Source organism: Paenibacillus phocaeensis (assembly GCF_900021165.1).
GTDB lineage: Bacteria > Bacillota > Bacilli > Paenibacillales > Paenibacillaceae > Fontibacillus > Fontibacillus phocaensis.
In genome coordinates, this window is sequence record NZ_FCOQ01000026.1 from 21,402 (window position 1) to 36,147 (window position 14,746).

Below are 14,746 nucleotides of genomic sequence, written 5' to 3' on the forward strand. Positions count from 1 at the left end.
GCGGCCCGCGAGGGGCCACTTTTCAGCATAACCTTTACTTGGCGTATTCAACCGCCCGCGTCTCGCGGATCACGGTTACTTTGATATGACCCGGATAATCCAGTTCACTTTCAATCGTCTTGGTAATGTCACGCGCCAAGCGGAATGCCTCCGCATCGTCGATCTTATCCGGCTGCACCATCACGCGCACCTCACGGCCCGCCTGAATGGCAAACGATTTCTCGACGCCTTCGAACGACTCGGAAATTTCCTCGAGCTTCTCCAACCGACGGATGTAGGTTTCGAGCGTTTCCCGACGCGCGCCCGGTCTTGCCGCCGACAAAGCATCGGCCGCGCCAACCAGCATGGCAATGACAGAGGTGGCTTCGCAATCGCCGTGGTGAGAGGCAATGCTGTTAATCACCACCGGATGTTCTTTATACTTCTTCGCCAGTTCCACACCGATTTCGACATGAGACCCTTCCACTTCATGATCAAGCGCTTTACCGATATCGTGCAGCAAGCCTGCCCGTTTGGCAAGAGCGATGTCTTCGCCTAGCTCTCCAGCCATCAACCCAGCCAGATAAGCGACTTCCATCGAGTGTTTCAGAACGTTTTGACCGTAGCTTGTCCGGAACTTGAGTCGTCCCAAAATCTTGATCAAATCCGGGTGCAGGGCATGTACGCCCACTTCGAACGTAGCTTGTTCGCCATATTCGCGAATGCGTTCGTCCACTTCCCGGCGGGATTTCTCGACCATCTCTTCGATACGAGCCGGATGAATCCGCCCGTCCGCGACCAATTTCTCCAGGGCCGTCCGGGCAATTTCGCGGCGAATCGGGTCGAAGCCCGACAGGATCACCGCTTCCGGCGTATCGTCGATAATGAGATCGATCCCGGTCAAGGTTTCGAGCGCTCGGATATTCCGGCCTTCCCGGCCGATAATCCGCCCTTTCATCTCTTCGTTCGGCAGCGTTACGACGGAAACCGTCGTCTCCGCCACATGATCGGCCGCGCAACGTTGAATGGCCAGCGTAATGATCTCGCGGGATTTCTTGTCCGCTTCTTCCTTCGCTTGCTGTTCAATGTCTTTGATCATTTGCGCGGTTTCATGGCGAACTTCCTGCTCCACGTTGTTCAAAATGATCGAACGGGCATCTTCCATCGTAAGGTTGGAAATCCGTTCGAGCTCCTGAACCTGACTCTTGTAAATCAAATCGATTTGCTGCTGCGTTTCTTCGATTCGTTTCTCTTTGCTAACCACTTGCTCTTCTTTACGTTCAAGCGATTCTAATTTTTTATCCAGCGACTCTTCTTTTTGCAACAATCGTCTTTCTTGTCGTTGTATTTCATTCCGACGTTCACGAATGTCTTTATCAGCTTCGGTCCGGAGCTTGTGGACTTCGTCCTTGGCTTCCAGAACCGTTTCCTTTTTCAGTGCTTCCGCGTCCTTCTTGGCATTCTCCAAGATTTGGCTGGCTGCGTGCTCTGCACTGGAAATTTTAGCTTCGGCAAGAGACTTGCGAATAAAATACCCGATCACGAACCCAAAGAATAAAGCGGCTGCAACGAGAACGATCCAGACTAAATCACTCATCTGTTCACCTCCCCGTTGTTTCCTCCAAGGCATTCCTTGGGATGTTTGCAGTTGTAGTTACTTTTCGTTTCTAGGTTCATCATTCATACAAAAAATTCATGACTTGCCCATTCAGTTCAGCAGTTCATGCTGCAATGCATGACCCTACCGCTAACCCAAGCGGGGGCACTTTGCCCTCATGATTGGAGAACACAAATCCTATCTTCTGACCCATAATTTTGGAAGGAAAAAAAGGGCCTCTGACAATATGGATTCATGTTCATTTTATTATTTGACAAAAGATATTGTCAAGCTAATGACAGGAGTTCCCTCCCGCCCCCTTATTCTTCGTCCCAATCGTCCATTCCATGCATTTGTTCCCGGCTGCCAAGTTCGCGCATGACCCGGGACACGACTCCTCCGCTGAACCCGCGGCGCTGCAAGAAGGCGCCGGTTTTGCGTTTGCGATCGAGCGGCTCCCCCGTGGTTCCTTGCCATTTCTTCAACCCAAGCTGAAGGGCGCTCTGAAACTCGTCATCCTCGCTGACTTCACCAAGCGCATCCTCGATATGCGACTTGGAGACGCCTTTCTGGCGCAGTTCATGCTTGACCCACAGCTTCCCCTTCCCGCGCAGCTTAACGCGTTGAGAGGCCCATTCCTGGGCGTATGCGGCATCATCCACATACCCTTCGGACTGCAATCGGGCAAGGACGTCTTGAATGGTCTCCTCACTCCAGCCCTTCTCCCCCAGACGATGCGCGATTTCAAACTGCGTCCGCGGCTTCAGGCTCAAATACTTCAAAGCGTCGGCGTAGCTTTGCTGCCGCTCGTCGGCCGACACAATCTCTTCCAACTCCACTTTGGTGAATACCGCACCTTTGATCATGCGGTATTTGATCATCACGTCCTCATGGACCTCCAGCGAATAGGCGCCAAAAGAGATCCGATAACGATGCTTCGGCCGCTTTAGCATCAGGACGGACGTGATCTCCAGTTCAGTGTCCTCCGGAAAGGCGTCCAAACCGGAGGTTTCTTCCGTTTGAGACGGTTCTGTCCCGCGCTGATCCCGGTCAGTCTGACGCGCCAGCGGCTCCCAGAACGACTCGTCGGAAATATCTACAATCTCGTCTTCGCTGCGCTTGCCGGAGGTAGATCCGGCTCCTCTTCCCGCAGCCTTCCCCCGCGATGTTCCCCAACCACTCATTTTCCTGTCCCTCCGCTTCCGCCTAAGATTTCAACGCCTTCCCTTATACCGCAAAAGCGCCCTGACCCGGCGAATTGCCGGCGGTCAGAGCGCTTGATAGTTACGGCTTAACGAGCTTATTCATCTCCGAACAGCGCTTGTTCTTCCTCCAACTCCGCTTCCAAATCGCTGGCGGAAGCCGGAGCTACCGATGTGGTCAGATTGCTGGCTTCGCGGATTTTCGCCTCGATCGTATTCGCGATTTCCGGATGTTCCTTCAAGAACTGCTTCGCGTTCTCGCGGCCCTGTCCAAGGCGTTCGCCGGCATAGGAATACCAGGCGCCGCTCTTATCCACGATATCCAGCTCCGTCCCGATGTCGATAAGGCTGCCTTCTTTGGAAATTCCTTCGCCGTACATAATGTCGATTTCGGCTTGTTTGAAAGGAGGCGCAACCTTGTTCTTCACAACCTTAACCCGCGTCCGGTTGCCCACCATATCGTTGCCCATCTTAATCGTCTCGACGCGGCGCACGTCCAAACGAACCGTCGAATAGAACTTCAGCGCGCGTCCGCCCGGCGTCGTTTCCGGGTTGCCAAACATCACGCCAACCTTCTCACGCAACTGGTTGATGAAGATGGCGATCGTCTTCGACTTGCTGATCGCCCCAGACAGCTTCCGCAGGGCTTGGGACATCAGGCGGGCCTGCAAGCCGACATGCGAATCCCCCATCTCGCCTTCAATCTCCGCTTTGGGCACCAGTGCCGCAACGGAGTCAATGACGATGATGTCGACCGCGCCGCTGCGCACGAGCGCCTCGGCAATCTCCAATGCTTGTTCCCCTGTATCCGGCTGGGACAACAGGAGTTCATCAATGTTCACGCCCAGCTTGCTGGCGTAAGACGGGTCGAGCGCATGCTCGGCGTCGATAAAGGCAGCTTGTCCGCCGATCTTCTGAACTTCAGCGATCGCGTGCAGCGCTACCGTCGTTTTACCGGAAGATTCCGGCCCGTAGACTTCGATAATCCGTCCGCGCGGAAGTCCACCGGTACCCAAGGCGATATCCAGAGCGATCGATCCGCTTGGAACGATCTCTACCTGCATATGCGTCGATTCTCCCAGCTTCATGATTGAACCTTTACCGAATTGCTTTTCTATTTGGCGAAGCGCCATCTCCAGCGCTGCTTTACGATCTGACAATCAGCTCACATCCTTAAATTAGATATCAAACATTGGATACTGAAGTTACTTGATTTCATTATGCTTCAAGGGCCATTCGTAACTCTTCTTGTATATCATTGTACCTTGTTTTGGTATGTTTGCCAAGCATTTTTTCGAACATACATTCGCAATTTTTTTCAGACCTCCAAACCGAGACACTCCCCTCCCAACTCCTGCCTTGCGCAACTCATTTTCACAGCTCCAAAGATGCTGTTTTGTTCGGAAATGCGCTAACTGTAGTGGAAGAGACACGTTGCATTTATGTTATGTATGAAATTTCATATATATCTCGTCGAGATTAGCTGTAAGAGCCGATTATGTTCGGTTTTTCATGTACATTTGCTGATTTCGTTCCCTTAGCGCATGATTATATTCGATTTTTCATACATATCGAGTGAATTTGTTCTTTCGAAGCACCATTATATATGATTTTTCGAACAGATCCTGGTCCCGACCTATCCGCACGCTAGTCCGTCCCCACTACTTACACGCCCCCAACTAGTCCACCGATAATCACCGTCCCAACCTGCGTCCATGTAAGCGTAATTTACTCCTTACTTACCTACTTACTCACCTTCTTACTCACCTTCTTACTCACCTCCCCACTCACTCCCCTCCATAATTACTCCAACAACAAAAAAAGAACCGCAGCACAACTGAATCAGTTTGCTACGGTTCTTCCGTGCCTTCATTATATGTCATATTCTTCCATGGTGCAAGAGCCTGCGAAAGGATGATTCATGCGGAAGCATGTTGCCGAGGAGCCTTCCCTTAATTCGATCTCATACTCCGTCCCCCTCATCTCTGATCGAAAGGGATAAAGATCAAAAGGAGCCCCGCGAACAAGGAAAAAAGAAAAAAGAAAAAGCTCACACCGATGGCGCCGTTATCCCTGCAACTCCCGCCACAATCGATACAAGAGCGACTTCGCCGCGCGCAGCCGGATCATCTCGCGATTGCCCTTAAGGTTCAGCTCAAAGACGCGGGTGTCCGCCCCCCGGCGCGAGATCGCGATGTACACCAGGCCGACCGGCTTGCGTTCGGAATGGGCCGGACCCGCCACGCCGGTGATCGACAGACCGAAATCCGTCCCTACGGTCAGACGCACTTGCTCCGCCAGCACCTTGGCCGTTTCCGCGCTGACCGCGCCCGGCGCGCCATCGCCTTCCAGCAGGTCATGCGGCACGTTGAGCAGCTTCTCCTTCATCTCATTCGAGTAGCACACGATCCCTCCGGCGAACACGGCCGAACTGCCGGGCAGCGCTGTGAACATCTCCATGAGCAGGCCGCCGGTGCAGCTTTCGGCCACGCTCAGCGTTAGGCCGCGGGAAGCCATCCCGTCGAGAATCGTCTTCTCGATCGGCTCATCTACATTGGCGTATAAGTGCTCCGGCAGCCGCGAGGCGATCTCGCGCTCCATCGCATCCAACTTCACCGCCGCCTCCTGCTCGCTCGCCGCCTTAGTGGATATCCGAATGGTCACTTCGCCTTCCTTCGCGTAAGGAGCAACGGTAGGATCGTTTTGAGCTTGAATCAGATCCAGCAGTTTCGTCTCCAGCGCCGATTCGCCAATCCCTGCAAACTTCAGCATCCGCGAATAGATGGGCATCTCGCCGGTCAGCACATGCTCCAGTATCCAAGGCTTGGCCTGGCGCTCGAACATCGGCTTCATTTCCTTCGGCGGTCCAGGTAACACAATATAAAACTTGCCGTCTACAGACAGCGCATTGCCCACCGCCAGTCCCGTTTCATTCGGAAGCGGCGTGCCTCCCTCAATTGCCAGCGCCTGACGGCGGTTGTTCTCCGTCATCGGGACCCCGCGTCCCTGAAAGAAACGGTCGACGTTCGCCATCGCATCCGGATCGATGTAGAGCGAGCGGCCCAGCACCGCTGCCAGCGCGTCCTTGGTCAGATCGTCCTGCGTCGGCCCGATCCCGCCGGTAAAGATCAATACATCCGCCCGCCCCGAAGCCGTTCTCACCGCTTCCGCCAGCCGGTTCCTATTATCGCCGACCACCGTTTGGAAATACACGTCGATTCCCAACGCGGCAAGCTCCTGCGCTAAGTACTGCGCATTGGTATTCACGATCTGGCCGAGCAGCAACTCTGTGCCGACCGCGATAATTTCCGCTTTCACTTTTTGCAGCCTCCTTCAAGATTTCCGTCCAACCATCCAACCTCAGTTTATGCTTTGGAAAAAGAAAGCACGCTCTTATTCTTAACGAAATAATCGATACCCGAATACAACGTGATCACCGCCGCCAGCCACATTGCGACATCATCAAACGGGAACGACAGCCATTCGAACGGAAAATTGTTCAGCAGCAGCGCCGAAATAGCGATGATCTGCGTGATCGTCTTCGCTTTGCCCCACTTGCTGGCCGCGATCACGGAGCCTTCCAGAAGGGCGACTTCTCGCAAGCCGGTCACGGCAAACTCGCGGGCGATAATGATCACCGCGATCCAGGCATCACATTTGCCCAAAGCCACAAGACCGATCAATACCGTACCGACAAGCAGCTTATCGGCAAGCGGATCCAGCAGTTTGCCTAAATTGGTAACCAGGTTATATTTACGGGCGATATAACCATCAATTCCATCGGTGCTGGCAGCGACGATAAACAACACCGCCGCAATCAATTGATTGACAGGCAGCGAGTATGCGCCAAGCGTAAGCTCATGGGACAGCCATCCGGCATCCACTAATAAGAAGACCAGCATCACCGGAATCATAAAAATACGGGTTAACGTGATACGGTTGGGCAAATTCACAGGACAGCCTCCCCGGATAAATCATAGTCAAAAGCATGCGTAATCCGCACTTTAGTTATTTCTCCAAGCCCGACGGGGCAATTCGTGACATAGACCTCGCCGTCGATTTCCGGGGCATCGAATTGCGAGCGCCCCACATAGACATCGCTGCGCCCGTCATATCGTTCAATCAGCACGTCCAAGACCTGGCCGATGTACTTGCCGCTGTTCGCATTGGCAACCTCCCGCTGAATCTCCATCAGCGTGTTGGCCCGCCATTCTTTCACATCCTCGTCAACCTGGTCCGACAAACGCGATGCCGGCGTATCCTCTTCCTTGGAATAGGTAAATACCCCCAGCCGGTCAAACTTCAATTCCCGCACAAACTCGCATAACCGCTCGAAATCCTCCTCCGTCTCTCCTGGAAACCCGACGATCAGGGAAGTGCGCAGCGAAACGTTAGGAACTCGTGCCCGAATCTTGGCAACGAGCTCGCGAATGTCGCGGTTTCTGCCCGGACGGCGCATGCGCTTCAGAATGGCGTCCTCACTGTGCTGCAGCGGCATATCCACATATTTGCAAATTTTCGGGTTGGTCGCCATCATCTCGATCAGCTCGTCGGTAAAAAAGCCCGGATAAGCATAATGCAATCGCACCCATTCAATTCCTTCCACCTGGCTGACCCGGTCCATCAGCTCGGCCAGTTTAAACTCCCCATAAAGGTCGGTTCCATAATTTGTGGAGTCCTGCGCGATCAGACTGATCTCTTTCACGCCTTGGGCCGCCATGCTCCGCACTTCCTCCAGAACCGATTCCATCGAGCGGCTGCGGAACTTTCCGCGCATGATCGGAATGCTGCAAAAGGTACAGTTGTTATCGCATCCCTCAGCGATTTTCACATAAGTCGTGTACCTGGCCGTGGACAGCTTGCGTGGCAGGGCCTGCTCATAATTAAAGACAGGATTGCCAACCAGCGCCGGCTTCTTGCCTTTGAGCGCTTCGTCGACGATCCGGTTAATATGGTGAAAATCCCCCGTACCAACGATCCCGTCGATCTCCGGCATTTCCTCCATTAAAGTTTGCTTATATCGCTGCGTCAAACATCCGGAAACGATCAGCGCCTTCAGCCGCCCGCTTTCCTTCAGATCGGCGAGCTCCAGAATCGTGTTGACCGACTCTTCCTTGGCCGCATCGATAAACCCGCAGGTGTTGACGATAATGACGGTTGCATCCTCGCGATTATCCACCAAAGAATAGCCGCGCTGATCAATCAGGCCCGACATAATTTCCGAGTCCACCAGATTTTTCTCGCAGCCGAGCGTCACGATTTTTACCTTTTCAGTCATGAACCATTTCCCCCATCGTTGAAAGCCAGAATTCCCGTCATACTAAGGATTGAACAACCTATACAAGTATAATATTCCAGAACCGATGCTGTCAAAAATATGAAAATGGCCTCCGCAGTTGGAGAATACCGCTGGAGACCGTTCGCTTTATTTGAAATTGGTGAACTGCAAATCCACCGTCAAATCCGCTTTGCGCAGCATCTGCATAATTTCTTGCAAGTCGTCTCTGCTCTTGCCGGTGACGCGAATTTGATCGCCTTGAATCTGGCTCTTGACCTTCAGCTTGGAGTCGCGGATCAGCACGTTGATTTTCTTGGCATTCTCTTGGTCAATTCCCTGCTTCAGGTTAATCCGTTGCCGCACCGTGCCCAGCGAGGCCGGTTCCACCTTGCCGTAATCGAGGTTCTTGATCGGCAAACCGCGCTTGATCATCTTCGATTGCAGGATGTCGATAACGGCACCGAGCTTGTACTCATCATCAGAAAGGATCACGAGCACGTCCTTTTCCAGCTTAAGCTCACTTTTGCTTCCTTTGAAATCGAAACGATTCGCAATTTCCCGTTCCGTCTGATCGATTGCGTTGGTCAATTCCTGCATGTCCATTTTTGAAACGATGTCGAAAGAATTTTCCGAAGCCATAAGTCACATTCCTTTCTCGGTTTCCAATCTTTTCTTCTTTCAATTATATGTAAAAAAATTCGCAAAGTCGAGCCTGGGTGGCCGCCGCCCTCCCCGCACAGCCAAAAAAGCGCCGTTAGACCTGAACGGTCAACCGCGCTTTTATTAAGCGAATAAGCTGCGAGCCTAACACCTCCGCCTATCCGTCACTCTGTCGTTGTCGGTGTTTCATGATTGTCAACACCGGTGTTGCCGGCATTGCCGCCTTCCGTATCGGTATTTCCTGGCGTACCGCCTGTACCATCGTCCAGACTCAGGAAGAATCGGGACGTCGTCTTGCCGTCCTCGATCGGCTGCTCCGCCACGGAAATTGCGGTTTTCGGTGAATTCCCCGACAAGATGTACAAGCCCTCCGGAGCAATATCATACGTCAGTACGTCACCGTCTTGGGTTTTCCCGAAATACAGCTTCTCCCCGCTCTTGCTGCCTTTGCGCACTTCTACCCAGCTTTCGCCGCTGGCCGTGATAACCACCTGTACCGGCTGGGCTCCGGGGTTTTGAATCTTGAACTTCGTTGTACTGCCTTCCTTACCGTCTGGGACAACCGTTATCTTCTGCTCGCCGGTCTCGTCCGGAGTTTCATTGCCTGTGTTCCCCGCATTGGTGCCGTTATTGCTCCCTGGATCCGTTGCGTTATTCGTTCCGTTCGCAGCGCCATTGTTTCCGCCAACGGCATCGCCGCCAGTGCCAGCCCCGTTCCCCGCATTCGTGCCATTGGGATTCGCATCGGTTGGCGTTTTGCCCTGGGTGACCGGCGTAGGATCAGGCTCTTTGTTTCCTTCGGCTTGATCTTTGTTGTTGCCCCAAACCGAGAAATACATATAAATAACGATTAAAATCAGCACCGCAAACGACCACATCAGCGTCGTGGACAGCCATTTCGAGTTGCGCTCATTGTGCTGCCGGCTGCGGCGTTTCTGGATCACCGGCTCCATCGTAGGTTCCGGAGCTGTAGAAGGCACGTTTTGCCGATGTTCGGCAAGCAGTTCGTCCGCGTCCAAGCCAACGGTTTCCGCATACGTCTTGATAAAAGCCCGAACATAGAAGCTTCCAGGCAGAACCTTATAATCCCCCATTTCGATGGCTTCCAAATATCGTTTGCGAATCTTCGTCATTTCCTGTACATCATCCAGCGACAAACCTCTGGCAAGGCGGGCTTCCCTTAACTGCTGGCCCAAATCCGACACGACCATCACCTCCTGCTATGATTGAATTATGCGGCAAATCATTATAGATCGTCCGTATAAATTGTCGTGAACGTATCGTAAACGATTTGCTCCTCCGGATTGTTACGCAATTCAATAATAATGTCAAAATTGTCATAACTGTATTCGGACTCCTTAACGAACACATCCGGATGTTCTATGACCTTGGTCGAAGGCATGGACATCAGCTCCTGTAAGAGCTGATGATGCTTTTCATTGGAACGTAACGTACTGATGATACCATCAATAATAAACACATTGTGCGGATCCATTTCGTTCTCCGACAACTGGCTGCGAACGGTTTGGCGCAAGAGCGTGGAAGATACGAACGTCCACCGCTTCATCGCGCAGACGCTGCCGGCGATGATCGATTCCGTCTTGCCAACGCGCGGCATTCCTCTGAGGCCGATCACTTGATGTCCTTCCCGCTTAAACACCTCACCGAGAAAATCAACCAGAATCCCCAGCTCATCCCGCGTAAACCGAAACGTCTTGCGGTCGTCCGAATCCCGGTCGATGTAGCGGCCATGGCGTATCGCCAACAGGTCGACAAGCCGTGGATTGCGTAAAGCCGTCACCGTGATGCTGTCCACCTTGTTCAGCAATTGGCTGACTTGGTCGATTTTTCCATCATCATCCGTTTCCAGAAGTAGTCCTCGAGTCTTGCCTTCAACACCGTTGATCGTCAAAATATTGATCTCCAGCATCCCCAGCATTGAAGCGATATCCCCCAAAAGTCCTGGACGATTTTTATGTATTTTGTACTCCAGATACCATTGTTTCTCTTCCATCCCAGACACCTTCTCCATATCCTCATGCACCATTCGACAAAATAGGCCTTAATTCCTGCTAATTTTCAAAAACAATTTCCAAAACATTTCTTACCAATATTGAAATTACATGTTCATATGTGTTTTATGATATATAAAATGAAAATGAAAGGCAAGCGGGTGGAAAAAATGGGGGAAAAGCTCCCGGAACGGGAGCTTTTCAAGTGCCAAACTATGCGTTTTTCCGGGCCAACTTCACCATCAAACGTGCGATGGTTTTCCGCTCTTCCTCGCTACCGACATCCCAAATTTCTTTGAGGGCGCGGTTGGATTCGTTTTGCGGATCGACCTTGTCGTCCAGAAAGCCGCCGATTTCATAAGCAAGGTTGGCAATTGCCTCTTCGCTGAAGCCGGCTTTTTCCGCATGCTCGACGCGTTCACCCAGGAATTTCTTCCATGTATCAAAATTTTTGAGTACCGTTGACATGATTAAATCCTCCTTCGCTTGGCGATTTAAAATCAACAGTCGTAATATGCGAAAATCCCGGGGGTTTTATGCGCAAGCTGCAGCCGGCGGCTTACAGCAAAACCTGTGCAATAAGGGACGATCAGGTAATCCAACCTCCGTTGGGGCTGATGATTTGCCCAGTGATATAACCCGATTCCGGCAGCGCCAGAAAATACACGAGCGACGAGATCTCCTGCGGCGAAGCAAGACGCCCCGCAGGAATGTCCTCCTCGAGCTGACGGAGCTCCTCCTCGTCAAACCGCTCCAGCATTTCGGTCTTGACCGCTCCCGGGGCCACCGCATTCACCGTGACGCCCGAGGGAGCCAGTTCCTTCGCCAACGCTTTCGTAAAGGCGTTAACCCCGCCTTTGGCAGCCGAATAGACCACCTCGCAGGAGCCGCCGGAGATTCCCCAAACCGAGGACACATTGATAATCCGCCCGAAGCGCTGGCCGATCATATGCGGCATAAACAGCTGGCTGCAAAGAAACACGCTTTTTAAATTAACGTTCATGACGTCGTCCCATTCGGCTTCACTTACATCGGACAGCAGACCGTAATGCGAAATGCCCGCGTTGTTGACCAGAATGTCAGGATATAGCCCGTAATGCTCGATCCGTTCCTGCATCCGCAATATTTGTTCCTTGCTGCGCAAATCGGCTGCGACCGTGTATGCCTTGGCTCCGAGCTCCAGGCATTTGCGAGCAACCTCATTCGCCGCCTCGTGCGAGTTCATATAGTGAATAACCACGTTCATGCCGACCGAAGCAAAACGCAGCGCCACCTCGGCGCCGATCCCCCGGCTTGCTCCGGTAATGAGTACGGTCATGTCTGCGATGCTTTTTCCTAACCCATGATCTACTGTCATTTACGGACTCACCACAATGGAGACGGCCAACTGCTCCCAATCGATATGCTCGCGCAGCCGCGTATTGATGTCTTCCAGCGTCAGCGATTCGTAGATCGGCAGAACCGCGAAGAGGTCACCGCCGCGGAAGTTGTAACGGGTGAACTCGTGGGCGATGTTCTCCGGCGAATTCAGCATCCGCAGATACCCGCCGATTTTCTTCTTGCGGGCCCGCTCGAAATCTTCCTGCCGGAATCCCGAGGACAGCAGGGCTTCGGTTTCTTCTTTGATCACGGCGAGCATTCGGTCCGGATCCTTCGTGTCCCCGCCGATCGCGGAGAACGCGTAGTTCGGATTGCTGTTGTATTCATGACCGAAGCTGTCGGAGATCAAGTCCATGTCATACAGCTTCTGGTACAGCTTCGTACTGGCTCCAAACAGCAGATCCAGCGCTAGCTTCGTAGCGAGATCGCGTCTGAGCAGCTCCTCGCCGGTCAAACCGAGGCGGGTCTCCTTAAAGCCGAACAAGCATTTCGGCTGGGACACCGGCAAGCGGGATTCCCGCCGCTTCTCCGATACCTCGCGCGGTTCCGGCTCAAACAAGCGATCGATGGCTCCTTGCGGTTTGTATTCCTTCTTCGCCTGATTCTCCCGGACGAGTTTGAACACTTCCTCAGGGTCGACACCGCCAACGACGAACAGAAGCATGTTGCTGGGATGGTAAAAAGCGTTGTAGCACGTATACAGCGTTTCCTTCGTAATCGTCCCAATCGATTCCACCGTACCCGCGATGTCGATATGCACGGGATGAACTTTGTACATCGCCTCAATCAAGCCGAAGTACACCCGCCAATCCGGGTTATCCCGATACATGCCGATTTCTTGGCCGATAATGCCCTTCTCCTTCTCGACGTTCTGGTCGGTAAAGTAAGGGTGCTGAACGAAGTTCACCAACGTCTCCAGGTTAGCCGGAATGTTCTCCGTAGCGGAGAACAGGTAAACCGTTTGGTCGAAGCTGGTAAAGGCATTGGCGGAAGCGCCTTGCGAAGCAAAGGTGGCGAAAATATCCCCTTCCGGCTCCTCAAACATTTTATGCTCCAGAAAATGGGCAATGCCGTCCGGAACGGAAATATCGTCTTGCCCTTCCACCCGAAAATGGTTATCAATCGAGCCGTATTTGGTCGAGAAGGTGGCGTACGTCTTCTGAAAGCCCGGTTTGGGCAGCACATAGACCTGCAGACCGTTCTCCATCGTTTCGCGATACAGCGTCTCCTGCAAAGCGTCGTAACGTATCGTTTCCATCCGCTTACCCCTCCTTCTGGCCTGTCAAAAAGTATATCGTATCAAGCTGAACGGTTTCCGCGGCCGCCACGACGTCCTGCGGCTGAACCTGTTCGACCTGACGGAGCAGCTCCTCGGCCGGACGGTCCTTACCGGACAAGACGCGGTTGAAGTCATAAGCGATCATTTCAAAAGCGGAATCCTGCATCTCCAGCAAGCTGTTGCGAATCATCGCTTTCGTCTGGGACATCTCCAGCTCGCTGATTTCACCGGCGCGCATACTCGCCAGCTGTGCTTCAATAATGCGCAGTGCCTTCTCATAATTGGCGATTTCAATGCCTGACTGGATGCCTACGATGCCTTTGTGTCCGTCGTATCGGGAAGCGGCATAATAAGCCAGGCTTTCTTTCTCCCGAACATTGATGAACAGCTTGGAATGCGGGTAGCTGCCAAGAATGCCGTTATACAGCAGCAAGGAGGCGTAGCGCTCGTCCCCGTAGGTGATGGGGGTGCGTAGGCCCAAATTTAACTTGCCCTGATTCACGTCGAGCGCTTCTTTGACCGTCCGAACCTCGCCCCCGCGGATTTTCACCTGCTCCGGCTTATATTCCGGGCTAGTTGACCGGCTCAGGCTAAAGTGCTTGGCAACCAGCTCCTCCACCTCGGCCAAAGTCGTATCCCCAACTACGTACAAGTCAAGGTGAGCCTGCTGCAGCCAGTTCTGGTAGGAGGCATACAAGGATTCGGGCGTGATCCCGTCCAGTTCACTCCGCTCTCCAAGCGGGTGCAGTCGGTAAGGGTCGTCCTTGAACATCTCTTCCGTACAGCGCTCAGCGGCGTAACGAATTTTGTCATTGATGATCCCCTCGAGCTTCTTGCGGACGGATTCCCTTTCCGAATTCACGTAAGCCGTCCGGAATCCGCCGTTTTCCTTCGCCGGTTTGGTCACGACCTCCCCGAGAAAGGCAAAGCTCTGGCCGAGAAGCGATTCACGGCTCTTCACGAAGGAATCATTAATCGTATCCATACGGAACTGCACCATTTGGTAATTGCCTCGTTTATATACATCAAAGCCGAAGCCCGCTCCGTACATATGCTCGAGCTGCTCGCGGAACTGCGTGGTCTCCGGATACGATTCCGTCCCCCGGCGCAGCACGAACGGAGTGAGGGCAGTCGCGGTGACCGTCTGCTCTTGCAGAGGCAATCCCGCATAAAGGGAAATGGCAAATGTTTTGAATCGGTTGGTCGGCAGAACGTGCAGCCGAATATGGCCTGCCGTGCCGCGCTCAAATCGCGTTTTATTCAAACCCAAAACTCCTTTACAAGAAAGTCAGTTCCATTCTATACCAATTCAAAGGAAAGAAGCAACCTGACGAAAAGCGGCTGCTCCTTCGATAATCC

General features: G+C 52.9%; 13 protein-coding genes. All 13 read right to left on the reverse strand.

Annotation, left to right across the window (positions count from 1 at the left end; genetic code table 11):
* Window positions 1-34 precede the first annotated feature (34 nt).
* Window positions 35-1,576, reverse strand: a complete 1,542-nt coding sequence (rny, locus tag BN3795_RS17450) for a ribonuclease Y (protein WP_068785979.1) — start codon at window positions 1,574-1,576, stop codon at window positions 35-37.
* A 320-nt stretch (window positions 1,577-1,896) separates the two neighbouring features.
* A complete protein-coding gene (locus BN3795_RS17455) occupies window positions 1,897-2,760 on the reverse strand; it encodes a regulatory protein RecX (protein ID WP_110945232.1) in 864 nt (287 codons plus the stop codon).
* A gap of 116 nt (window positions 2,761-2,876) precedes the next feature.
* Complete coding sequence (gene recA, locus BN3795_RS17460) at window positions 2,877-3,938, reverse strand: recombinase RecA (protein ID WP_068785980.1); 1,062 nt, start codon at window positions 3,936-3,938, stop codon at window positions 2,877-2,879.
* 907 nt (window positions 3,939-4,845) lie between these two features.
* A complete protein-coding gene (locus BN3795_RS17465) occupies window positions 4,846-6,096 on the reverse strand; it encodes a competence/damage-inducible protein A (protein WP_068785981.1) in 1,251 nt (416 codons plus the stop codon).
* A 47-nt stretch (window positions 6,097-6,143) separates the two neighbouring features.
* Window positions 6,144-6,731 (reverse strand): CDP-diacylglycerol--glycerol-3-phosphate 3-phosphatidyltransferase, encoded by a 588-nt coding sequence (gene pgsA, locus BN3795_RS17470; protein ID WP_068785982.1) that lies wholly within the window; start codon window positions 6,729-6,731, stop codon window positions 6,144-6,146.
* Window positions 6,728-8,056 carry a 30S ribosomal protein S12 methylthiotransferase RimO gene (gene rimO / locus BN3795_RS17475; RefSeq protein WP_068785983.1) on the reverse strand — a complete coding sequence of 443 codons (1,329 nt, stop codon included), beginning with the start codon at window positions 8,054-8,056 and terminating at the stop codon, window positions 6,728-6,730. The genes pgsA and rimO overlap by 4 nt, the downstream gene beginning before the upstream one ends.
* A gap of 147 nt (window positions 8,057-8,203) precedes the next feature.
* On the reverse strand, window positions 8,204-8,695 hold the full coding sequence (locus BN3795_RS17480) for a YajQ family cyclic di-GMP-binding protein (protein WP_068785984.1): 492 nt from the start codon (window positions 8,693-8,695) through the stop codon (window positions 8,204-8,206).
* A 185-nt stretch (window positions 8,696-8,880) separates the two neighbouring features.
* Window positions 8,881-9,927 carry a RodZ domain-containing protein gene (locus BN3795_RS17485; protein ID WP_408635042.1) on the reverse strand — a complete coding sequence of 349 codons (1,047 nt, stop codon included), beginning with the start codon at window positions 9,925-9,927 and terminating at the stop codon, window positions 8,881-8,883.
* A 35-nt stretch (window positions 9,928-9,962) separates the two neighbouring features.
* Window positions 9,963-10,730 carry a DUF3388 domain-containing protein gene (locus BN3795_RS17490; RefSeq protein ID WP_068785986.1) on the reverse strand — a complete coding sequence of 256 codons (768 nt, stop codon included), beginning with the start codon at window positions 10,728-10,730 and terminating at the stop codon, window positions 9,963-9,965.
* 211 nt (window positions 10,731-10,941) lie between these two features.
* The gene (locus BN3795_RS17495) at window positions 10,942-11,196 is read right to left on the reverse strand and encodes a DUF3243 domain-containing protein (RefSeq protein ID WP_068785987.1); all 255 of its coding nucleotides are present in this window, start codon (window positions 11,194-11,196) and stop codon (window positions 10,942-10,944) included.
* 121 nt (window positions 11,197-11,317) lie between these two features.
* A complete protein-coding gene (gene ymfI / locus BN3795_RS17500) occupies window positions 11,318-12,085 on the reverse strand; it encodes an elongation factor P 5-aminopentanone reductase (protein WP_068785988.1) in 768 nt (255 codons plus the stop codon).
* Window positions 12,086-13,366, reverse strand: a complete 1,281-nt coding sequence (yfmH, locus tag BN3795_RS17505) for an EF-P 5-aminopentanol modification-associated protein YfmH (protein WP_068785989.1) — start codon at window positions 13,364-13,366, stop codon at window positions 12,086-12,088.
* Window positions 13,367-13,370: 4 nt separating this feature from the next.
* The gene (gene yfmF / locus BN3795_RS17510) at window positions 13,371-14,651 is read right to left on the reverse strand and encodes an EF-P 5-aminopentanol modification-associated protein YfmF (RefSeq protein ID WP_068785990.1); all 1,281 of its coding nucleotides are present in this window, start codon (window positions 14,649-14,651) and stop codon (window positions 13,371-13,373) included.
* Between the last annotated feature and the right edge of the window lie 95 nt (window positions 14,652-14,746).

Coding starts and splice junctions, on each gene's coding strand:
- rny (WP_068785979.1), bottom strand. CDS start 1,576: ATGAGTGATTTAGTCTGGATCGTTCTCGTTGCAGCCGCTTTATTCTTT.
- BN3795_RS17455 (WP_110945232.1), bottom strand. CDS start 2,760: ATGAGTGGTTGGGGAACATCGCGGGGGAAGGCTGCGGGAAGAGGAGCC.
- rimO (WP_068785983.1), bottom strand. CDS start 8,056: ATGACTGAAAAGGTAAAAATCGTGACGCTCGGCTGCGAGAAAAATCTG.
- BN3795_RS17480 (WP_068785984.1), bottom strand. CDS start 8,695: ATGGCTTCGGAAAATTCTTTCGACATCGTTTCAAAAATGGACATGCAG.
- BN3795_RS17485 (WP_408635042.1), bottom strand. CDS start 9,927: ATGGTCGTGTCGGATTTGGGCCAGCAGTTAAGGGAAGCCCGCCTTGCC.
- BN3795_RS17490 (WP_068785986.1), bottom strand. CDS start 10,730: ATGGAAGAGAAACAATGGTATCTGGAGTACAAAATACATAAAAATCGT.
- BN3795_RS17495 (WP_068785987.1), bottom strand. CDS start 11,196: ATGTCAACGGTACTCAAAAATTTTGATACATGGAAGAAATTCCTGGGT.
- ymfI (WP_068785988.1), bottom strand. CDS start 12,085: ATGACAGTAGATCATGGGTTAGGAAAAAGCATCGCAGACATGACCGTA.
- yfmH (WP_068785989.1), bottom strand. CDS start 13,366: ATGGAAACGATACGTTACGACGCTTTGCAGGAGACGCTGTATCGCGAA.